At 59.0% G+C, this 19,903-nt stretch carries 17 protein-coding genes; 11 read left to right on the top strand and 6 right to left on the bottom strand.

Annotated elements, in window-relative coordinates; all coding sequences use genetic code 11:
- Positions 1 to 61 precede the first annotated feature (61 nt).
- On the bottom strand, positions 62 to 2,287 hold the full coding sequence (locus tag ACSPX5_RS12730) for an NADP-dependent isocitrate dehydrogenase (RefSeq protein ID WP_439821829.1): 2,226 nt from the start codon (positions 2,285 to 2,287) through the stop codon (positions 62 to 64).
- A 481-nt stretch (positions 2,288 to 2,768) separates the two neighbouring features.
- On the opposite strand from ACSPX5_RS12730, the gene icd reads away from it, so the two are divergent.
- Positions 2,769 to 4,025 carry an NADP-dependent isocitrate dehydrogenase gene (gene icd / locus ACSPX5_RS12725; RefSeq protein WP_169430939.1) on the top strand — a complete coding sequence of 419 codons (1,257 nt, stop codon included), beginning with the start codon at positions 2,769 to 2,771 and terminating at the stop codon, positions 4,023 to 4,025.
- 61 nt (positions 4,026 to 4,086) lie between these two features.
- Here icd and ACSPX5_RS12720 read toward each other — a convergent pair whose 3' ends face one another.
- Positions 4,087 to 4,368, bottom strand: a complete 282-nt coding sequence (locus ACSPX5_RS12720) for a cold shock domain-containing protein (protein WP_169430938.1) — start codon at positions 4,366 to 4,368, stop codon at positions 4,087 to 4,089.
- A gap of 224 nt (positions 4,369 to 4,592) precedes the next feature.
- Here ACSPX5_RS12720 and clpS point away from each other — a divergent pair, with 224 nt between their 5' ends.
- The 4 genes from clpS to ACSPX5_RS12700 all read left to right on the top strand — a co-directional run bounded on the left by clpS (position 4,593) and on the right by ACSPX5_RS12700 (position 8,809).
- On the top strand, positions 4,593 to 4,976 hold the full coding sequence (clpS, locus tag ACSPX5_RS12715) for an ATP-dependent Clp protease adapter ClpS (RefSeq protein ID WP_011334948.1): 384 nt from the start codon (positions 4,593 to 4,595) through the stop codon (positions 4,974 to 4,976).
- 30 nt (positions 4,977 to 5,006) lie between these two features.
- Positions 5,007 to 7,277, top strand: coding sequence for an ATP-dependent Clp protease ATP-binding subunit ClpA (clpA, locus tag ACSPX5_RS12710; protein WP_169430937.1), 2,271 nt, complete (start codon positions 5,007 to 5,009; stop codon positions 7,275 to 7,277).
- A 378-nt stretch (positions 7,278 to 7,655) separates the two neighbouring features.
- Positions 7,656 to 7,949, top strand: a complete 294-nt coding sequence (locus ACSPX5_RS12705) for a transposase (protein ID WP_169428789.1) — start codon at positions 7,656 to 7,658, stop codon at positions 7,947 to 7,949.
- A complete protein-coding gene (locus ACSPX5_RS12700; RefSeq protein WP_439821828.1) occupies positions 7,946 to 8,809 on the top strand; it encodes an IS3 family transposase in 864 nt (287 codons plus the stop codon). The genes ACSPX5_RS12705 and ACSPX5_RS12700 overlap by 4 nt, the downstream gene beginning before the upstream one ends.
- Before the next feature lie 199 nt (positions 8,810 to 9,008).
- Here the strand turns inward: ACSPX5_RS12700 and infA are convergent, their stop codons facing one another.
- The 3 genes from infA to aat form a co-directional block, all read right to left on the bottom strand.
- Positions 9,009 to 9,227 (bottom strand): translation initiation factor IF-1, encoded by a 219-nt coding sequence (gene infA / locus ACSPX5_RS12695; RefSeq protein WP_002553999.1) that lies wholly within the window; start codon positions 9,225 to 9,227, stop codon positions 9,009 to 9,011.
- Positions 9,228 to 9,339: 112 nt separating this feature from the next.
- On the bottom strand, positions 9,340 to 10,047 hold the full coding sequence (locus ACSPX5_RS12690) for an arginyltransferase (protein ID WP_085732140.1): 708 nt from the start codon (positions 10,045 to 10,047) through the stop codon (positions 9,340 to 9,342).
- 58 nt (positions 10,048 to 10,105) lie between these two features.
- Entirely contained in the window at positions 10,106 to 10,786 is a 681-nt protein-coding gene (gene aat / locus ACSPX5_RS12685; protein ID WP_207863935.1) for a leucyl/phenylalanyl-tRNA--protein transferase, read from the bottom strand.
- Between the two features lie 475 nt (positions 10,787 to 11,261).
- Here aat and ACSPX5_RS12680 point away from each other — a divergent pair, with 475 nt between their 5' ends.
- From ACSPX5_RS12680 to cysG, 6 genes are all read left to right on the top strand, one after another.
- On the top strand, positions 11,262 to 13,670 hold the full coding sequence (locus ACSPX5_RS12680) for a DNA translocase FtsK (protein WP_207863934.1): 2,409 nt from the start codon (positions 11,262 to 11,264) through the stop codon (positions 13,668 to 13,670).
- A 65-nt stretch (positions 13,671 to 13,735) separates the two neighbouring features.
- On the top strand, positions 13,736 to 14,356 hold the full coding sequence (gene lolA / locus ACSPX5_RS12675; RefSeq protein WP_007958184.1) for an outer membrane lipoprotein chaperone LolA: 621 nt from the start codon (positions 13,736 to 13,738) through the stop codon (positions 14,354 to 14,356).
- Positions 14,357 to 14,380: 24 nt separating this feature from the next.
- Positions 14,381 to 15,703: a replication-associated recombination protein A gene (locus tag ACSPX5_RS12670; RefSeq protein ID WP_114884005.1), complete on the top strand. Its 1,323-nt coding sequence runs from the start codon at positions 14,381 to 14,383 to the stop codon at positions 15,701 to 15,703.
- Positions 15,703 to 16,077 carry a fluoride efflux transporter CrcB gene (gene crcB / locus ACSPX5_RS12665; RefSeq protein ID WP_007958188.1) on the top strand — a complete coding sequence of 125 codons (375 nt, stop codon included), beginning with the start codon at positions 15,703 to 15,705 and terminating at the stop codon, positions 16,075 to 16,077. Before ACSPX5_RS12670 ends, crcB begins: the two co-directional genes overlap by 1 nt.
- A gap of 15 nt (positions 16,078 to 16,092) precedes the next feature.
- A complete protein-coding gene (gene serS, locus ACSPX5_RS12660) occupies positions 16,093 to 17,373 on the top strand; it encodes a serine--tRNA ligase (protein ID WP_169430933.1) in 1,281 nt (426 codons plus the stop codon).
- Positions 17,374 to 18,768, top strand: a complete 1,395-nt coding sequence (cysG, locus tag ACSPX5_RS12655) for a siroheme synthase CysG (RefSeq protein ID WP_439821827.1) — start codon at positions 17,374 to 17,376, stop codon at positions 18,766 to 18,768.
- A gap of 45 nt (positions 18,769 to 18,813) precedes the next feature.
- On the opposite strand, the gene ACSPX5_RS12650 is transcribed toward cysG, so the two are convergent.
- The gene (locus ACSPX5_RS12650; protein ID WP_439821826.1) at positions 18,814 to 19,815 is read right to left on the bottom strand and encodes a glutathione S-transferase family protein; all 1,002 of its coding nucleotides are present in this window, start codon (positions 19,813 to 19,815) and stop codon (positions 18,814 to 18,816) included.
- Positions 19,816 to 19,903: the final 88 nt, after the last annotated feature.

Here is a 19,903-nt window from a genome sequence, read left to right as displayed (position 1 = left end):
CGAAAGGCAGAAACACAAACCCCGGCGCATGGCCGGGGTTTGTGATGTTCCCTTTACAACCTTATACCAGCGCAGCAATCGCCGCGTTGAAGGTTGCGCTTGGGCGCATGGCCTTGCTGATCAGCTCGGCATCGGCGTGGTAGTAACCACCGATGTTCACTGGCTTGCCTTGAACGGCGTTGAGCTCGGCGACGATGGTCGCTTCGTTCTCGGTCAGGGTCTTGGCCAGGGTCGCGAACTGCGCTTGCAGTGCAGAGTCTTCGGTCTGGGCGGCCAGGGCTTGTGCCCAGTACATCGCCAGGTAGAAGTGGCTGCCGCGGTTGTCGATGTTGCCGACTTTGCGCGATGGCGACTTGTTGTTGTCGAGGAATTGGCCAGTAGCCTGGTCCAGGGTCTTGGACAGCACCAGCGCTTTCGGGTTGTTGTAGTTCACACCCAAGTGCTCGAGAGAAGCGGCCAGGGCCAGGAATTCGCCCAGCGAATCCCAGCGCAGGAAGTTCTCTTCGACCAGTTGCTGCACGTGCTTCGGAGCCGAACCGCCGGCGCCGGTTTCGAACAGGCCACCGCCGTTCATCAGCGGCACGATCGACAGCATCTTGGCGCTGGTGCCCAGTTCCATGATCGGGAACAGGTCGGTCAGGTAGTCGCGCAGTACGTTGCCGGTCACCGAAATGGTGTCCTTGCCTTCGCGGGTGCGCTGCAGGGTGTACTTCATTGCGTCGACCGGTGCCATGATCTGGATGTCCAGACCAGCGGTGTCGTGATCCTTCAGGTAAGCCTGAACCTTCTCGATCACTACGCCGTCGTGGGCGCGCATCGGGTCCAGCCAGAAGATGGCCGGGGTGCTGCTTGCGCGAGCACGGTTGACGGCCAGTTTGACCCAGTCCTGGATCGGCGCGTCTTTGGTCTGGCACATGCGGAAGATGTCGCCGGCTTCAACAGCCTGTTCCATCAGCAGGTTGCCTTTGCTGTCGGTCACGCGAACCACGCCGTCGGCCTTGATCTGGAAGGTCTTGTCGTGGGAGCCGTACTCTTCAGCCTTTTTAGCCATCAGGCCAACGTTCGGCACGCTGCCCATGGTGGTCGGATCGAAAGCGCCATTGGCTTTGCAATCTTCGATCACGGCCTGGTAGATGGTGGCGTAGCAACGGTCCGGGATCACAGCCTTGGTGTCGTGCAGCTGGCCGTCGGTGCCCCACATCTTGCCGGAGTCACGGATCATGGCCGGCATCGAGGCGTCGACGATGACGTCGCTCGGCACGTGCAGGTTGGTGATGCCTTTGTCGGAGTTGACCATCGCCAGCGACGGACGAGCGGCGTAGACCGCCTGAATGTCAGCTTCGATCTGCGCTTGTTGCTCGGCCGGCAGGGATTTGATGCGGGCGTACAGGTCGCCGATGCCGTTGTTCAGGTTGAAGCCGACCTCGGCCAGCACGTCGGCGTGCTTGGTCAGGGCGTCTTTGTAGAACTCGGCAACGATCTGGCCGAACATGATCGGGTCGGAGACCTTCATCATGGTGGCTTTCAGGTGAACCGACAGCAGCACGCCTTGTTGCTTGGCGCTGTCGATTTCAGCGGCGATGAACGCGCGCAGGGCCTTTTTGCTCATCACGGAGCAGTCGAGGATCTCGCCCGCCTGAACGTTGGTTTTTTCTTTCAGGACGGTGGCGGTGCGGTCTTGGGCGATCAGCTCGATCTTCACGGTGTCAGCGGCGTCGATCAGGGCGGCTTTTTCGCTGCCGTAGAAATCGCCGGTGCTCATATGAGCGACGTGGGACTTGGAGTCTTTGGCCCAGGCGCCCATTTTGTGCGGGTGCTTGCGAGCGTAGTTCTTGACCGACAGCGGAGCGCGACGGTCGGAGTTGCCTTCACGCAGAACCGGGTTCACGGCGCTGCCCTTGACCTTGTCGTAGCGCGCCTTGGCGTCTTTGTCGGCGTCGCTGGTCACGGTTTCCGGGTAGTCCGGCAGGTTGTAGCCCTGGGCTTGCAGTTCTTTGATCGCGGCTTGCAGTTGCGGAACCGAGGCGCTGATGTTCGGCAGCTTGATGATGTTGGCTTCAGGCGTAACGGCCAGGTCGCCCAGTTCGGCGAGGTGGTCGGCTACGGCTTTGTCGCCCAGTTGCTCGGGGAAGCTGGCCAGAATACGTGCTGCAAGAGAGATATCGCGGGTTTCCACGGCGATATCGGCCGAGGCGGTGTAAGCCTCGATGATTGGCAGCAGGGAATAGGTGGCGAGGGCTGGAGCTTCGTCGGTGAAGGTATAGATGATCTTCGAGCGGGTGGGCATATTCGGATTAACTCTCTCTTCTTTGCTAAAGCGTGCGCAGAAACTCGAGGGGCGCCGGGTAAGCGCGTTCGTTCAAAGTCATCCATGAACCGAATGTCGAGAATCTTCGCGGTGATGTTGGGTGCATCAGTAGAGCGTCAAGCAGTCGGACTGCGGTAACAACCCGACCAATCAGGCGGAAAGTCTCGTGCTAGAGAGGCCAGCCGTCGTGACCCTTTGGTCAGCGGGCGGCATTATACATAGGTAGCTGGCAATCTGCCGATGCTTCATATGCAACGATTCTCGTCCATTGGTCTAAAGGTCGCAGGGCGGGGTGGGGCGTAGAGTCGCCGTGAATGCTTGAGATTGGCGCTTTTCCCTTTGCTTTCAGGCTTGTACGAAACGAGATGTCGCCGCGCCCGGAACAGAGGGTTTGCGTGTTGATTCAACTGGGTTACGCTCGAACCAAGCCAGATGTTCAATCCAAACAATGGAGTTCAGCATGGGTTACAAGAAGATTCAGGTTCCAGCCGTCGGCGACAAAATCACCGTCAACGCAGACCATTCTCTCAATGTCCCTGATAACCCGATCATTCCCTTCATCGAAGGTGACGGCATTGGCGTCGACGTCAGCCCTGTGATGATCAAAGTGGTTGATGCTGCCGTGGCCAAGGCCTACGGGGGCAAGCGCAAGATTTCCTGGATGGAGGTTTATGCTGGCGAAAAAGCAACTCAGGTCTATGACCAGGACACCTGGCTGCCCCAGGAAACCCTGGACGCCGTCAAGGATTACGTGGTTTCCATCAAAGGCCCGCTGACCACCCCGGTCGGTGGCGGCATCCGTTCCCTCAACGTTGCCCTGCGCCAACAGCTCGATCTCTATGTCTGCCTGCGCCCTGTGGTGTGGTTCGAAGGCGTGCCGAGCCCGGTGAAAAAGCCCGGCGACGTCGACATGGTGATCTTTCGCGAGAACTCCGAAGACATTTATGCCGGTATCGAATGGAAGGCCGGTTCTCCTGAGGCCACCAAGGTCATCAAATTCCTGAAAGAAGAAATGGGCGTCACCAAGATCCGTTTCGACCAGGATTGCGGCATTGGTATCAAGCCGGTTTCGAAAGAAGGCACCAAGCGTCTGGTGCGCAAGGCCCTGCAATACGTGGTGGACAACGACCGCAAGTCGCTGACCATTGTGCACAAGGGCAACATCATGAAATTCACCGAAGGTGCCTTCAAGGACTGGGGTTACGAGGTGGCGAAGGAAGAATTCGGCGCCGAGCTGCTCGATGGCGGCCCATGGATGAAATTCAAGAACCCGAAAACCGGCCGCGAAGTCGTCGTCAAGGATGCCATCGCCGATGCCATGCTCCAGCAGATCCTGCTGCGTCCGGCCGAATACGATGTGATCGCCACCCTCAACCTCAACGGTGACTACCTGTCCGACGCCCTGGCGGCGGAAGTGGGCGGTATTGGTATCGCGCCGGGTGCCAACCTGTCCGACACCGTGGCCATGTTCGAGGCGACCCACGGTACCGCGCCGAAGTACGCCGGCAAGGATCAGGTCAACCCGGGTTCGGTGATTCTGTCGGCCGAGATGATGTTGCGTCATCTGGGCTGGACCGAGGCGGCGGACCTGATCATCAAGGGTACCAATGGCGCGATCAAGGCCAAGACGGTGACCTATGACTTCGAACGTCTGATGGAAGGCGCCACGCTGGTGTCTTCTTCGGGCTTCGGTGAGGCGATCGTCAAGCATATGTAAGTCGTGCAGGTACAAAAAAACCGCCTTCGGGCGGTTTTTTCATGACCAGGTGACGGTTGAGTCAGCCTGACACTTTTTCTGTATGAGGGGCATGCGTAGCCGCTTCACTTGCCACGGTTGCCGCCGTGATATTCACCGCATGCAGTCCCTTGGGGCCCTGGACGATTTCGAAGGTCACGATCTGTCCGGCCTTGAGGGTCTTATACCCGTCCATCTCAATGGCGGAGTAGTGGGCAAAGAAATCAATGTCTTTGCCATCCTCGTCACGTCCTTCGCGGGCATCGGTATTGATGAAGCCGAATCCCTTGGCATTGTTGAACCACTTGACCTTGCCGACAGCCATGCTCAAATCCCTCTGCAACAGACTCCATCGCTGGAGTATCATCCAAGACATCCGCAGTCGAATCCGTTAAAAAGATTGACTCCGCGGATCTTTTTTCCCCACTGTGGGTTCTATTGGTTGTAACACCGTTTTCCCGATAGTCAAGGTGACCGGGCAGTCGGAGTTGAAAACGTGTCAAGCCGCCCCCACCACTGTATTTGCACAACTGACGAACCTTTCTTTCCATGCATGCAATCAGCCAGATTCGACTAACATTCAATCAGGATCGCCCGCTTCTCCAAAAGGATCTTCCACAGGAGCACGACGACGATTCGGCAGGCGTTGCTGTTCAGGAAGCAAAGCCTGCGTTACAGGCGCCGCCGATGTACAAGGTGGTTTTGTTCAACGATGACTACACACCGATGGATTTCGTCGTCGAAGTGCTCGAGGTGTTTTTTAACCTGAATCGCGAGCTGGCGACCAAGGTCATGCTGGCCGTCCACACAGAAGGACGGGCAGTATGTGGAGTGTTTACCCGCGACATCGCCGAGACAAAGGCCATGCAGGTCAACCAGTACGCCAGGGAAAGCCAGCATCCGCTACTCTGTGAAATCGAGAAGGACGGTTAATCGCCGACCACTTGGGTATGAGGTGAAGCTATGTTAAACCGCGAGCTCGAAGTCACCCTCAATCTTGCCTTCAAGGAGGCTCGTTCGAAGCGTCATGAGTTCATGACCGTCGAACACCTGCTGCTGGCCCTATTGGATAATGAGGCTGCCGCCACCGTATTGCGTGCCTGCGGCGCAAACCTCGACAAACTCAAGCACGACCTGCAGGAGTTCATCGACTCCACCACGCCGCTGATCCCCGTCCATGACGAAGATCGCGAAACCCAGCCAACCCTGGGCTTCCAGCGTGTGTTGCAACGTGCTGTCTTCCATGTGCAGAGCTCGGGCAAACGCGAAGTGACCGGCGCCAACGTGCTGGTTGCAATCTTCAGTGAGCAAGAGAGTCAGGCGGTGTTCCTGCTGAAACAGCAGAGCGTTGCACGCATTGATGTCGTCAACTATATCGCCCATGGCATTTCCAAGGTGCCGGGGCATGGCGATCACTCTGAAGGTGAACAAGACATGCAGGACGACGAGGGCGGTGAGTCTTCTTCTTCAGGCAATCCGCTGGATGCGTATGCCAGCAACCTTAACGAACTCGCACGCCAGGGCCGGATCGATCCGCTGGTCGGGCGCGAGTCGGAAGTCGAGCGCGTTGCGCAGATTCTCGCGCGTCGCCGCAAGAACAATCCGTTGCTGGTGGGCGAGGCGGGCGTGGGCAAGACCGCGATTGCCGAAGGCCTGGCCAAACGCATTGTCGACAACCAGGTGCCGGACCTGCTGGCCAACAGCGTCGTTTATTCCCTCGATCTGGGTGCCTTGCTCGCAGGCACCAAATATCGCGGCGATTTCGAGAAGCGCTTCAAGGCGCTGCTCGGCGAACTGAAAAAACGTCCGCAGGCGATCCTGTTCATCGACGAGATTCACACCATTATTGGTGCGGGCGCTGCGTCCGGTGGCGTCATGGACGCCTCTAACCTGCTCAAGCCGCTGCTGTCGTCGGGTGATATCCGCTGTATCGGGTCGACCACGTTCCAGGAATTCCGCGGCATCTTCGAGAAGGATCGGGCCCTGGCCCGCCGCTTCCAGAAGGTCGATGTGGTCGAGCCGTCGGTGGAAGACACCATCGGTATCCTGCGTGGTCTGAAAGGGCGTTTCGAACAGCACCACAACATCGAGTACAGCGATGAGTCGCTGCGCGCCGCTGCGGAACTGGCATCGCGCTACATCAATGACCGGCATATGCCGGACAAGGCCATCGATGTGATCGACGAGGCGGGCGCCTACCAGCGTCTGCAACCGGTCGACAAGCGTGTGAAGCGCATCGACGTGCCGCAGGTCGAGGATATCGTGGCGAAGATCGCACGTATTCCACCAAAACACGTCACCAGTTCCGACAAGGAGCTGCTGCGTAACCTGGAGCGCGACCTGAAGCTGACGGTGTTTGGTCAGGATGCGGCGATCGATTCGTTGTCGACTGCGATCAAGCTGTCCCGTGCCGGTCTGAAGTCGCCGGACAAGCCTGTCGGTTCGTTCCTGTTTGCAGGGCCGACCGGTGTTGGTAAAACCGAAGCCGCGCGGCAATTGGCCAAGGCGCTGGGGATCGAGCTGGTTCGTTTCGACATGTCCGAGTACATGGAGCGCCACACCGTATCGCGTCTGATCGGTGCGCCTCCGGGCTACGTCGGTTTCGACCAGGGCGGTCTGTTGACCGAAGCGATCACCAAGCAACCGCATTGCGTATTGCTGCTCGATGAAATCGAGAAGGCGCATCCGGAAGTCTTCAACCTGCTGCTGCAGGTGATGGACCACGGTACGCTGACCGACAACAACGGGCGCAAGGCGGACTTCCGCAACGTGATCGTGATCATGACCACCAATGCCGGTGCTGAAACGGCGGCACGTGCTTCGATCGGTTTCACCCATCAGGACCACTCGTCCGATGCGATGGAAGTGATCAAGAAGAGCTTCACGCCGGAATTCCGTAACCGTCTGGACACCATCATTCAGTTTGGTCGCCTCAGTCATGAGGTCATCAAAAGCGTGGTGGACAAGTTCCTCACCGAACTTCAGGCGCAGCTGGAAGACAAGCGTGTACTTCTGGAGGTTACCGACGCAGCGCGCAGTTGGCTGGCGGCCGGTGGTTACGATTCGGCCATGGGCGCTCGTCCGATGGCGCGTCTGATCCAGGACAAGATCAAGCGTCCGCTGGCGGAGGAGATTCTGTTTGGCGAGCTGGCCGAGCATGGCGGTGTGGTGCACATCGACATCAAGGATGGTGAGCTGACGTTTGACTTCGAGACTACTGCGGAAATGGCTTGATGGTTGTTGGTCTGTTGTAAAGCGAAAGGCGCCTTTGGGCGCCTTTTTGCTGTCTGCGGTTTTTGGTTTGGGGGCATATCCGTTGCTGCGGTAACGGCTTCTTAGGGTTCCGCCCTTACGGCGGGTCACTTTTGGCAAACGCCCGGAATGCCGGCCCAGCCAAAAGTAACCAAAAGGTCTCTAACCCTGACGTACGGCCCCTCGCTGAGGCTCGGGGTTCCTTCGCTCTGGGATCGATGCCCCCTGATGGACACCGTAGCGAGGGAACGCTGAGCCTAAGCGAAGTGCCGTACGCCGGGGCGTAGACTTTTTGGTGGACCTGTCCCGTGACAACGGACGCCAAGAAGCGATACTTAAATCGCTATCTTGGAGGTTGCCATGTACCCAAGCACTCGCCGTAACTACACCGATGAGTTCAAGGCTCAAGCTATCGCACTCGCGGAAAGCGTTGGTAGAACCGAAGCCGCACGTCAGCTCGAGATGTCCGTGAAAACGCTCGATAACTGGGTTGATGCTGCGCGCAAGGGATTACCGTTGAGTTCTCCAGAACGCAAAGCCATCACCAAAGAAGACAGCGAGCTTGCGCGTTTGCGAGCGGAGGTGGCCGAACTCAAGATGGAGCGCGAAATCCTAAAAAAGGCGGCGGTATTCTTTGCCAGAGAGTCCAGGTGAGATACGCCTTCGTCGCTGCTGAACGGGCTCACTTCCCGGTGCGCATGCTGTGTCGGGTGATGGATGTTTCGATTTCAGGTTTTTACGACTACCAGCATCGCGAGGAGCGTCCAGATCGGGATGCGCAGATTCGCGTTGATTTGCGTAAGGTTTATATGGCCAGCCGAAATACATATGGCCGACCACGGCTGGTCGAGGCCTTACGCCGTAAAGGCGATACAGTGGGCCACAAGCGAGTGAGCCGGCTGATGCACGAAGAACGCATACGCGGTAGATCCAAAGGCGGTTTCAAGCCCCGTACCACCGACAGTCACCACTACTTGCCTGTTGCGAGAAATTTGCTCGCTCGTCAGTTTTCCATCGATAACCCCACACCGACTTGGGTCAGTGATATCACCTATATCTCAACCAAAGAAGGTTGGTTGTATCTCGCAGTGGTTTTGAGCATCCAGACGCGCCAAATATTGGGCTATAGCCTGTCGGATCGGATGCCCGACGATTTGGTCGAGAATGCCTTCCTGAATGCCTGGAGCGCCTGTTCCGGCTCTAGTGGTGTGGTTTTTCATTCCGACCAAGGGCGTCAGTATGCGAGTAGCAAATTCCGACTGGCCTTGGCCAAGAAAGACTTCACGCAAAGCATGAGTCGAAAGGGAAATTGTTGGGATAACGCAGTGGCTGAGAGCTTTTTCGCTACTCTGAAAAGGGAGGAGGCGTATGGCGTCTATCCCAGCAAGAGGCTGGCTCAACTATCAATCGCTAACTACATCCATGGGTTTTATAACAGCAGCCGACTGCACTCTGCCTTGGGGTACCGTTCTCCGAACGAATACGCCAGGGTCTTAAGGCAGGCGGCTAAATAGCCAGCTTCTTGGCGTCCGTTGTGATGGGGCAGGTCCATGGTTACTTTTGAGGCGTTTGTCAAAAGTGACTCGCTGTAAGAGCGAAACCGCCAGCGGCAGCTCCCGAAGCAACGGATATACACTCAAAACTCAAGCACAAACCCAAAACCCAGACAAACAAAAACGCCCGGCAAATGCCGGGCGTCTTGTATTGACTTGATTAGCGAGCGCGGTAAGTGATACGCCCTTTGCTCAAGTCATAGGGCGTCAGTTCGACGCGCACTTTGTCACCGGTAAGAATACGAATGTAGTTCTTGCGCATCTTGCCGGAGATATGCGCGGTTACGACGTGCCCATTTTCCAACTCCACACGAAACATGGTGTTGGGCAGGGTGTCGACGACAGTGCCTTCCATTTCGAAGCTGTCTTCTTTCGACATGCAGTAAAGCCCTCGGTATCCAGTGAATGGCCCGGTGCAACTGCGCCAGGCAAAAGCGGCGTGCATTGTGCCCGAAAAATGGGGTTTACGCCAAGGGGTTTAGGGTTTGCATTCAGTTCAGGATGACCCAGCGCTGGTTAATCAGCAGTTCTATGGGGCGATACTGGGTCTTGTAGTTCATCTTTTTGCAGTTTTTGATCCAGTAGCCAAGGTACACGGCTTCGAGCCCAAGGCGTCTGGCTTCGGTGATTTGCCAGAGGATGGCGTAGCGTCCGAGGCTGCGGCGTTCTTCTTCCGGCTCGTAAAAGGTGTAGACCGCCGACAGGCCGTTGGGCAGGAGGTCGGTGACGGCAACGGCCAGTAACCGTCCGTCGAGCCGGAACTCGTAAAAACGTGAGAAGGGCAGATCGCGAACCAGAAAAGTCGAGAATTGATCGCGGCTCGGTGGGTACATGTCGCCGTCGGCATGGCGTTGTTCGATGTAGCGTTGATAAAGATCAAAATATTCTTCGCTGAAACCGGGCTTGACCGGCCGCACCTGCAAATCGGCGTTGCGTTTGAAAATGCGTTTCTGCTGGCGATTGGGGTTGAACTGCGCCACCGGAATACGCGCAGGCACGCACGCGTTGCAGTTCTGGCAATGCGGACGGTATAGGTGATCGCCGCTGCGACGAAAGCCCATTTCCGACAGGTCTGCGTAGACATGCACATCCATGGGCTGGCTGGGATCGAGAAACAGGGTCGTGGCCTGCTCCTCGGGCAGATAGCTGCAAGAGTGAGGCTGAGTGGCATAGAACTTCAACCGCGCCAACTCGGTCATGATCAACCCTCGGGGGTAAGCTGGTGAATTAAGTGTAAGCCACGCACGCAAAAGTCGCTCAGCAAACCCAGGTGGCGAGGTTGGGTTGGTCAAGGTGCCGGGACAGATAATCGGCAAATGTACTGCGAGAAATGGCCCGAGCACCGAGGCTGTGCAGGTGATCGGTCGGCATCTGGCAGTCGATCAGCACGAACCCGGAGTCCTTCAGATGTTGCACCAGGGTGGCGAAACCATATTTGGAGGCGTTGTCGGCGCGGCTGAACATTGATTCACCGAAAAACAGCTGCCCCATCGCCAGGCCATAGAGGCCGCCAACCAGTTCGCCTTGATCCCATACTTCTACCGAGTGGGCAAAGCCGCGCTGGTGCAGTTCGATGTAGGCATCCTGCATGGCCTGGGTGATCCAGGTGCCATCGGCGTAATCCCTTGGTGCGGCGCAGGCACGGATGACCCCCGCGAAGTCCTGGTCAAAGGTCACTTGATAGCGCTTTTTGCGCAGCAGTTTGCCCAGGCTGCGTGAGATGTGCAGTTCGTCGGGAAACAGAACGGTGCGCGGATCCGGCGACCACCAGAGGATCGGCTGACCTTCGGAGAACCACGGAAAACAGCCGTGCCGATAAGCCTGGATCAGGCGATCGGCGGACAGGTCGCCACCGGCTGCGAGCAATCCATTGGGATCGCGCATGGCTTTTTCCAGGGGCGGGAAAGTCAGTGAATTGCGTTGTAACCAAGTCAGCATGGCGTCCAGGCTTGCAGAAGGGGAGGGCGGTGGGCGTCTGGGCCCGATGCAAAGTGTGCCGTTAAATGAGGTGAATGTCCTCCCGAACGTGCCCGATGATTGCGCTCCTGCAACTTGGCCGTATCGATGCGGTCGTAGACGGGCGATGAGTGCGGGCGCAGATGCTTCGCTACGTTCATCAAATACACCTCATAAGCCTTTGTCACAAAAGACAATGCATGCTCAAATTGCGGCGCAGGTCGCGTCTGTTTGGCTATGCTTGAGCTTGGGATGCGAAGCATGGCATCGAGCGCGCAAACCCGTACAATGCCGGGCTGTTACAGAATATTCGCAGTGTGCCGTGTTTATAAAAGACCGGACGCAGTGTTAAAAGTAGTCTCAGTTGCGCCCTTCAATTTTTTTACCTGCCTGGTATGGGCAGTTTTTATCGTCATTCAATAGATGGACGCGCCTCTGGCGCAGGAAAAGAAGCGTTTTGAAGAAATCCACGGAAGCACCAAAAACAGTCGTTCCGCTCTGGCGTCAGCAATTGCACTACCGGCTCAAGGAAGGTGCATTGATCGCCATCGGTGCCTTGTGCCTGTTCCTGATGATGGCCTTGCTGACTTACGGCAAGGACGATCCGGGCTGGAGCCACAACAGCAAGATCGACGACGTGCAGAATTTCGGCGGCCCAGCGGGTTCCTACAGTGCCGACATCCTGTTCATGGTGCTGGGTTACTTTGCCTATATCTTCCCGCTGCTGCTGGCGGTCAAGGCCTATCAGATCTTCCGTCAGCGCCACGAGCCGTGGCAGTGGAGCGGCTGGCTGTTTTCCTGGCGCCTGATCGGTCTGGTGTTTCTGGTGCTGTCCGGTGCTGCGCTGGCGCACATTCATTTCCATGCGGCCACCGGGTTGCCGGCCGGTGCGGGTGGCGCGCTGGGTGAAAGCCTCGGTGACCTGGCCCGCAATGCCCTGAACATTCAGGGCAGCACATTGCTGTTCATCGCGCTGTTCCTGTTCGGTCTGACCGTATTCACCGATCTGTCCTGGTTCAAGGTGATGGATGTCACCGGCAAGATCACCCTCGACCTGTTCGAACTGTTCCAGGGCGCGATCAATCGCTGGTGGTCGGCGCGGACCGAGCGCAAGCAGCTGGTGGCGCAACTGCGTGAAGTCGATGACCGGGTGCACGATGTGGTCGCACCGACCGTCACCGACAAGCGCGAGCAGGCCAAGGTCAAGGAACGTCTGATCGAACGCGAGCAGGCCCTGAGCAAACACATGTCCGAGCGTGAGAAACAGGTTCCGCCGGTCATTGCCCCGGCCCCGGTCAAGGCGCCGGAACCCAGCAAGCGCGTGCAGAAAGAGAAACAGGTGCCGTTGTTCGTCGACAGCGCCGTGGAAGGCACCTTGCCGCCGATCTCGATTCTCGATCCTGCAGAAAAGAAACAACTCAATTATTCGCCTGAATCCCTGGCGGCGGTCGGCCATTTGCTGGAGATCAAGCTCAAGGAATTCGGCGTCGAAGTCACCGTGGACTCGATCCATCCCGGCCCGGTCATTACCCGTTACGAAATCCAGCCGGCTGCCGGTGTGAAGGTCAGCCGTATCGCCAACCTGGCGAAAGACCTTGCACGTTCGCTGGCCGTGACCAGTGTGCGGGTGGTGGAAGTGATTCCGGGCAAGACCACGGTCGGTATCGAGATTCCCAACGAAGACCGGCAGATCGTGCGCTTCTCCGAAGTGCTGTCTACGCCTGAGTACGACAACTTCAAATCGCCGGTCACCCTGGCCCTGGGTCACGACATCGGCGGCAAGCCGGTCATCACCGACCTGGCGAAGATGCCGCACCTGTTGGTGGCCGGTACCACCGGTTCCGGTAAGTCGGTGGGCGTGAACGCGATGATCCTGTCGATCCTGTTCAAGTCCGGTCCGGACGACGCCAAGCTGATCATGATCGACCCGAAAATGCTCGAACTGTCGATCTACGAAGGCATTCCGCACCTGCTGTGCCCGGTCGTGACCGACATGAAAGACGCCGCCAATGCCCTGCGCTGGAGCGTTGCCGAGATGGAGCGTCGCTACAAGCTGATGGCGAAGATGGGCGTGCGAAACCTGTCCGGCTTCAACGCCAAGGTCAAGGAAGCCCAGGACGCCGGCGAACCGCTGAGCGATCCGCTGTACAAACGCGAAAGCATCCACGACGAAGCGCCGCTGCTGCAGAAGCTGCCAACCATCGTCGTGGTCGTGGACGAATTTGCCGACATGATGATGATCGTCGGCAAGAAGGTAGAAGAATTGATCGCCCGTATCGCCCAGAAGGCGCGGGCGGCCGGTATCCACTTGATCCTCGCGACCCAGCGTCCGTCGGTGGACGTGATCACCGGCCTGATCAAGGCCAACATCCCGACGCGGATGGCGTTCCAGGTATCGAGCAAGATCGACTCCCGGACCATCATCGACCAGGGCGGCGCCGAACAATTGCTTGGTCACGGTGACATGCTCTACATGCCGCCGGGCACCAGCCTGCCGATCCGTGTTCACGGCGCATTTGTATCCGACGATGAAGTTCACCGGGTGGTGGAAGCCTGGAAACTGCGTGGCGCGCCGGAATACAACGACGACATCCTCAACGGTGTCGAAGAGGCGGGCAGTGGTTTCGAAGGCAGCAGTGGCGGCGGTGACGGTGATGATCCGGAAGCTGACGCGCTGTACGACGAAGCCGTGCAGTTCGTGCTGGAAAGCCGTCGTGCCTCCATCTCTGCTGTACAGCGCAAGCTGAAGATCGGTTACAACCGCGCCGCGCGCATGATCGAAGCCATGGAAATGGCCGGCGTCGTGACGTCCATGAACACCAACGGTTCCCGCGAAGTCCTGGCCCCTGGCCCGGTGCGCGACTGATTCAAATGCAATGGACGGTGCATGAGGCGCCGTCCACTTTCCCACGCGTATTCAAGAGGACTCCCATGCGTCTTATCCGCATGCTGCTGCCGGTACTGGCTCTGACCACCCTCACGGCTCACGCCGATGACAAGGATGTGGCTCGCCTGACCCAATTGCTCGAAACATCCAAGACCCTGACCGCCAATTTTTCCCAGCTGACCCTCGACGGCAGCGGCACCCAGCTGCAGGAAACCACCGGCGACATGACCCTGCAGCGTCCGGGCCTGTTCTACTGGCACACCAATGCGCCGGCCGAGCAGACCATGGTCTCCGACGGCAAGAAAGTCACCCTGTGGGACCCGGATCTGGAGCAGGCCACCATCAAGAAACTGGACGAGCGCCTGACCCAGACCCCGGCCCTGTTGCTGTCTGGTGACGTATCGAAAATCAGCCAGAGCTTCGATATCAGCGCGAAAGAGGCGGGTGGTGTGATCGATTTCACCCTGAAGCCGAAAACCAAGGACACCCTGTTCGACAGCCTGCGTCTGTCGTTCCGCAACGGTCTGGTCAATGACATGCAACTGATCGACAGCGTCGGTCAGCGCACCAACATCCTGTTCACCGGGGTGAAGGCCAACGAAGCGGTCCCGGCCTCGAAGTTCAAGTTCGACATCCCCAAGGGTGCCGATGTGATCCAGGAATAAACACAGAGGTTTCAACGCTACGTGATGGATCTGTTTCGCAGTGCACCGATTGCCCAGCCACTGGCCGCCCGTTTGCGGGCGACCAATCTGGACGAGTACGTCGGTCAGGAACATGTGCTCGCTCGCGGCAAGCCTTTGCGCGAAGCGCTGGAGCAGGGTGCCCTGCATTCGATGATCTTCTGGGGCCCGCCGGGCGTGGGCAAGACCACCCTGGCGCGGTTGCTGGCGGAAGTCTCGGATGCGCATTTCGAAACGGTGTCGGCCGTATTGGCTGGCGTCAAAGAGATCCGTCAGGCGGTGGAAATCGCCAAGCAGCAGGCCGGTCAGTACGGCAAGCGCACGATCCTGTTTGTCGACGAAGTGCACCGCTTCAACAAGTCCCAGCAGGACGCCTTTCTGCCGTACGTTGAAGACGGCACGCTGATCTTCATCGGCGCAACCACCGAAAACCCTTCCTTCGAATTGAACAACGCGTTGCTGTCGCGGGCGCGGGTCTATGTACTCAAGAGTCTCGACGAAGCAGCGTTGCGCAAACTGGTGCACCGCGCGCTCACCGAAGACCGAGGTCTGGGCAAGCGGCATCTGACCCTCAGCGATGAAGGCTTCCAGATGCTGCTGTCCGCCGCCGACGGTGATGGCCGGCGGTTGCTCAATCTGCTGGAGAACGCTTCGGACCTGGCCGAAGACAACAGCGAGATGGGCACCGAGCTGCTGCAAAGCCTGCTCGGCGATACCCGTCGGCGTTTCGACAAGGGCGGCGAAGCGTTCTACGACCAGATTTCCGCGCTGCACAAATCGGTGCGTGGCTCGAACCCGGACGGCGCGCTGTACTGGTTTGCGCGGATGATCGACGGTGGCTGCGATCCGCTGTATCTGGCCCGCCGCGTGGTGCGCATGGCCAGCGAAGACATCGGCAATGCCGACCCCCGCGCCCTGAGTCTGTGCCTGGCCGCGTGGGAAGTGCAGGAACGTCTTGGCAGCCCGGAGGGTGAGTTGGCAGTGGCTCAGGCCATCACCTACCTGGCGTGTGCGCCGAAAAGCAACGCGGTGTACATGGGCTTCAAGACCGCGCTGCGCGCCGCCGCCGAGCACGGTTCGCTGGAAGTGCCGCTGCACCTGCGCAATGCGCCGACCAAATTGATGAAGCAATTGGGTTACGGCGACGAATACCGTTATGCCCACGACGAACCGGACGCCTACGCGGCCGGCGAAGACTATTTCCCGGAAGAACTCGACCCGATTCCGTTCTACCAACCGGTGCCCCGTGGCCTGGAGTTGAAGATCGGCGAGAAGCTCAACCACCTCGCCCAACTCGATCGTTTAAGCCCTCGGCAACGGAGAAAATAGTGGTTCCATTGATTGTTGCAGTCTCCGTCGGCGGGATTGCCGGCACCTTGTTGCGCTTCGCTACCGGCAATTGGGTCAACGCCAATTGGCCGCGGCACTTCTATACCGCGACGCTGGCCGTTAATATCGTGGGCTGTCTGCTGATTGGCGTGTTGTACGGCCTGTTTTTGATACGCCCGGAAGTGCCCATCGAGGTGCGCGCCGGGTTGATGGTCGGCTTCCTTGGGGGGCTGACGACTTTTTCATCCTTTTCACTGGATACGGTGCGCCTGCTGGAAAGCGGGCAAGTGCCGCTGGCCCTGGGCTATGCGGCCATCAGCGTATTCGGCGGGCTGCTCGCGACCTGGGCCGGCCTGTCCCTGACCAAACTTTGATAACGAGAAACCGACATGCTCGATTCCAAACTGTTACGTAGCAACCTTCAGGACGTAGCGGACCGCCTGGCTTCCCGTGGCTTTGCCCTGGATGTCGCGCGCATCGAAGCGCTGGAAGAACAGCGCAAGACCGTCCAGACCCGCACCGAAGCACTGCAGGCTGAGCGTAACGCGCGTTCCAAATCCATCGGTCAGGCCAAGCAGCGCGGCGAAGACATCGCGCCGCTGATGGCGGACGTCGAGCGCATGGCGGGCGAATTGAGCGCCGGTAAAGTCGAACTCGACGCGATCCAGACCGAACTGGATTCGATCCTGCTGGGCATTCCGAACCTGCCGCACGAATCGGTACCGGTTGGCGAAGATGAAGACGGCAACGTCGAAGTCCGTCGCTGGGGTACGCCGACTGCGTTCGACTTCCCGGTTCAGGACCACGTGGCCCTGGGCGAGAAATTCGGCTGGCTCGACTTCGAAACCGCCGCCAAGCTGTCCGGCGCACGTTTCGCCCTGCTGCGTGGCCCGATTGCCCGTCTGCACCGCGCACTGGCGCAGTTCATGATCAACCTGCACGTCACCGAGCACGGCTACGAAGAGGCTTACACGCCTTATCTGGTTCAGGCTCCTGCGCTGCAAGGCACCGGTCAACTGCCGAAGTTCGAAGAAGACCTGTTCAAGATTGGTCGCGAAGGCGAAGCCGATCTGTACCTGATCCCGACCGCCGAAGTGTCGCTGACCAACATCGTGGCCGGTGAAATCGTCGATTCGAAGCAGCTGCCGATCAAGTTCGTCGCTCACACGCCGTGCTTCCGCAGCGAAGCCGGTGCGTCCGGCCGTGACACTCGCGGCATGATCCGCCAGCACCAGTTCGACAAGGTCGAGATGGTGCAGATCGTCGAGCCGTCGAAGTCGATGGAAGCGCTGGAAAGTCTGACCGCCAACGCCGAGAAAGTCCTGCAACTGCTGGGTCTGCCTTACCGTACCCTGGCACTGTGCACCGGCGACATGGGCTTCAGCGCGGTCAAGACTTACGACCTGGAAGTGTGGATCCCGAGCCAGGACAAGTACCGTGAAATCTCGTCGTGCTCCAACTGCGGCGACTTCCAGGCCCGCCGCATGCAGGCGCGTTTCCGCAACCCGGAAACCGGAAAGCCTGAGCTGGTACACACCCTGAACGGTTCCGGTCTGGCGGTCGGTCGTACGCTGGTGGCCGTGCTGGAAAACTACCAGCAGGCCGACGGTTCGATCCGCGTGCCGGACGTGCTGAAGCCGTACATGGGTGGCCTTGAGGTCATCGGCTAAATGAAATATCTGCCGCTGTTTCACAACCTGCGCGGCAGTCGTGTGTTGGTTGTCGGTGGGGGGGAGATTGCCTTGCGCAAGTCCCGCCTGCTGGCCGATGCCGGTGCGCTGCTGCGGGTGGTTGCACCTGAAATCGAAGCGCAACTGCGCGAACTGGTCGCCACCAGCGGTGGCGAGTGCCTGTTGCGTGGCTACGACGAAACGGATCTGGACGGTTGCGGGCTGATCATTGCCGCCACCGACGACGAAGCGTTGAACGCGCAAGTCTCCGCAGATGCTCATCGGCGTTGCGTGCCGGTCAATGTGGTGGACGCGCCGGCGTTGTGCAGCGTGATCTTCCCGGCGATCGTCGACCGCTCGCCGCTGATCATCGCGGTCTCAAGCGGCGGCGATGCGCCGGTGCTGGCGCGGTTGATCCGCGCCAAGATCGAAACCTGGATTCCTTCGACCTACGGCCATCTGGCCGGTCTGGCTGCACGCTTTCGTGATCAGGTCAAAGGCCTGTTTCCCGATGTGCAGCAGCGTCGCGGTTTTTGGGAAGACGTGTTCCAGGGGCCGATTGCCGACCGCCAACTGGCTGGGCAGGGCGCCGAGGCCGAGCGTCTGTTGCAGGCGAAAATCGACGGCGAAGCGAGTGTTACCACTGGTGAGGTGTATCTGGTGGGCGCAGGGCCGGGCGATCCGGATCTGCTGACCTTCCGCGCCTTGCGTCTGATGCAGCAAGCCGACGTGGTGTTGTATGACCGCTTGGTGGCACCTGCGATTCTTGAGCTGTGCCGTCGCGATGCCGAACGGGTTTACGTCGGCAAGCGTCGCGCCGATCACGCTGTGCCGCAGGATCAGATCAACCAGCAACTGGTGGACCTGGCCAAGGCTGGCAAGCGTGTGGTGCGGTTGAAGGGCGGGGATCCGTTCATCTTCGGCCGTGGCGGTGAAGAGATCGAGGAGCTGGCGGCCCACGGCATCCCGTTCCAGGTGGTGCCGGGTATCACGGCGGCCAGCGGTTGCGCGGCCTATGCCGGGATTCCGCTGACCCATCGCGATTACGCGCAGTCGGTACGTTTCGTCACCGGGCACTTGAAGGACGGTTCCACCGATCTGCCGTGGGCCGACCTTGTCGCGCCGGCGCAGACGCTGGTGTTCTACATGGGGCTGGTGGGGCTGCCAGTCATCTGCGAGCAGTTGATCAAGCATGGTCGTGCGGCCGATACCCCGGCAGCGTTGATCCAGCAGGGCACCACGGTCAATCAGCGGGTGTTCACCGGCACGCTGGCTGATCTGCCGCGTCTGGTGGCGGAGCATGAAGTGCATGCGCCGACGCTGGTGATCGTCGGCGAGGTGGTGCAACTGCGCGAGAAACTGGCGTGGTTCGAGGGCGCTCAGGGTAAGGTCTGACCCTGAAAAAAAGATCGTTCCCACAGGGTGGGAACGATCCGGCTCTCAACCTCTGCGCCAAACCCCCTTACCGCCCAACCGGTTCCGGTCATGGGCAACATTGAAATCCTGCTTCGGCCCCTTTGGCACAACTCCGGTCGGGTTGATGGTCTTGTGGCTGCCGTAGTAGTGATTCTTGATGTGCTGGAAATCCACGGTCTCGGCCACGCCCGGCCACTGGTACATCTCCCGCAGCCAGTTCGACAGGTTCGAATAATCGCTGATCCGCCGCAGATTGCATTTGAAGTGCCCGTGATACACCGCGTCGAAACGAATCAGCGTGGTGAACAACCGCACGTCTGCCTCGGTCAGGTATTCGCCTGTCAGATATCGATTGGCGCCCAGCAGCTGCTCCAGATGATCGAGTTCGGCAAACACGTCGTCGAACGCTTCTTCATAGGCGTTCTGCGAGGTGGCAAACCCGGCGCGGTATACGCCGTTGTTCACCGCCGGATAGATGCGTTCGTTCAGCGCATCGATCTCGCTGCGCAGTGGCGCCGGATAGAAGTCCAGATCGTTGCCGGTCAAGTCGTCGAACGCGCTGTTGAACATGCGGATGATTTCCGCCGATTCATTGCTGACGATGCGCTTGAGCTTCTTGTCCCACAGCACCGGCACGGTGACGCGGCCGGTGTAGTCGGCGGTGTCAGCGGTGTAGCGCTGGTGCATGAAGTCGAGGTGGTCGAGTTTGTCGCCGCTCGAGCCGAGGGTCTGGTCGAAGGTCCAGCCGTTTTCCAGCATCAGCCAGCTGACGACTGAAACGTCGATCAGCCTTTCCAGGCCTTTGAGCTTGCGCAGGATCAGCGTGCGATGGGCCCACGGACAGGCGAGGGAAACGTAGAGGTGATAACGCCCGGCTTCGGCGGCAAAACCGCCTTCACCGCTCGGCCCCGGCTCGCCATTGCGCGTGACCCAGTTGCGACGCTGCGCCTGTTCGCGCTGGAACGCGCCGTCCTTGCTGCTTTCGTACCACTTGTCCTGCCAGCGGCCGTCGACGAGTAAACCCATGATCAAGACTCCATAAACCCATAATCGTTGGAGCCGAGTCTATTCCGATGAGTTCGAACAAAAAGCGCAAAGATCGGGCGTTAATGAT

This window comes from Pseudomonas sp. HLG18 (assembly GCF_051903985.1).
Classification (GTDB): domain Bacteria; phylum Pseudomonadota; class Gammaproteobacteria; order Pseudomonadales; family Pseudomonadaceae; genus Aquipseudomonas; species Aquipseudomonas fluorescens_BT.
The sequence above is the reverse complement of the archived record's forward strand: the minus strand, read 5'-3'. Positions and strand labels throughout refer to the sequence as shown.

Bases quoted from the DNA above. Each gene is read 5' to 3' on its own strand.
- ACSPX5_RS12730 (WP_439821829.1), bottom strand. From the start codon at position 2,287: ATGCCCACCCGCTCGAAGATCATCTATACCTTCACCGACGAAGCTCCA.
- icd (WP_169430939.1), top strand. From the start codon at position 2,769: ATGGGTTACAAGAAGATTCAGGTTCCAGCCGTCGGCGACAAAATCACC.
- ACSPX5_RS12720 (WP_169430938.1), bottom strand. From the start codon at position 4,368: ATGGCTGTCGGCAAGGTCAAGTGGTTCAACAATGCCAAGGGATTCGGC.
- clpS (WP_011334948.1), top strand. From the start codon at position 4,593: ATGCATGCAATCAGCCAGATTCGACTAACATTCAATCAGGATCGCCCG.
- clpA (WP_169430937.1), top strand. From the start codon at position 5,007: ATGTTAAACCGCGAGCTCGAAGTCACCCTCAATCTTGCCTTCAAGGAG.
- ACSPX5_RS12705 (WP_169428789.1), top strand. From the start codon at position 7,656: ATGTACCCAAGCACTCGCCGTAACTACACCGATGAGTTCAAGGCTCAA.
- infA (WP_002553999.1), bottom strand. From the start codon at position 9,227: ATGTCGAAAGAAGACAGCTTCGAAATGGAAGGCACTGTCGTCGACACC.
- ACSPX5_RS12690 (WP_085732140.1), bottom strand. From the start codon at position 10,047: ATGACCGAGTTGGCGCGGTTGAAGTTCTATGCCACTCAGCCTCACTCT.
- aat (WP_207863935.1), bottom strand. From the start codon at position 10,786: ATGCTGACTTGGTTACAACGCAATTCACTGACTTTCCCGCCCCTGGAA.
- lolA (WP_007958184.1), top strand. From the start codon at position 13,736: ATGCGTCTTATCCGCATGCTGCTGCCGGTACTGGCTCTGACCACCCTC.
- ACSPX5_RS12670 (WP_114884005.1), top strand. From the start codon at position 14,381: ATGGATCTGTTTCGCAGTGCACCGATTGCCCAGCCACTGGCCGCCCGT.
- serS (WP_169430933.1), top strand. From the start codon at position 16,093: ATGCTCGATTCCAAACTGTTACGTAGCAACCTTCAGGACGTAGCGGAC.
- cysG (WP_439821827.1), top strand. From the start codon at position 17,374: ATGAAATATCTGCCGCTGTTTCACAACCTGCGCGGCAGTCGTGTGTTG.
- ACSPX5_RS12650 (WP_439821826.1), bottom strand. From the start codon at position 19,815: ATGGGTTTACTCGTCGACGGCCGCTGGCAGGACAAGTGGTACGAAAGC.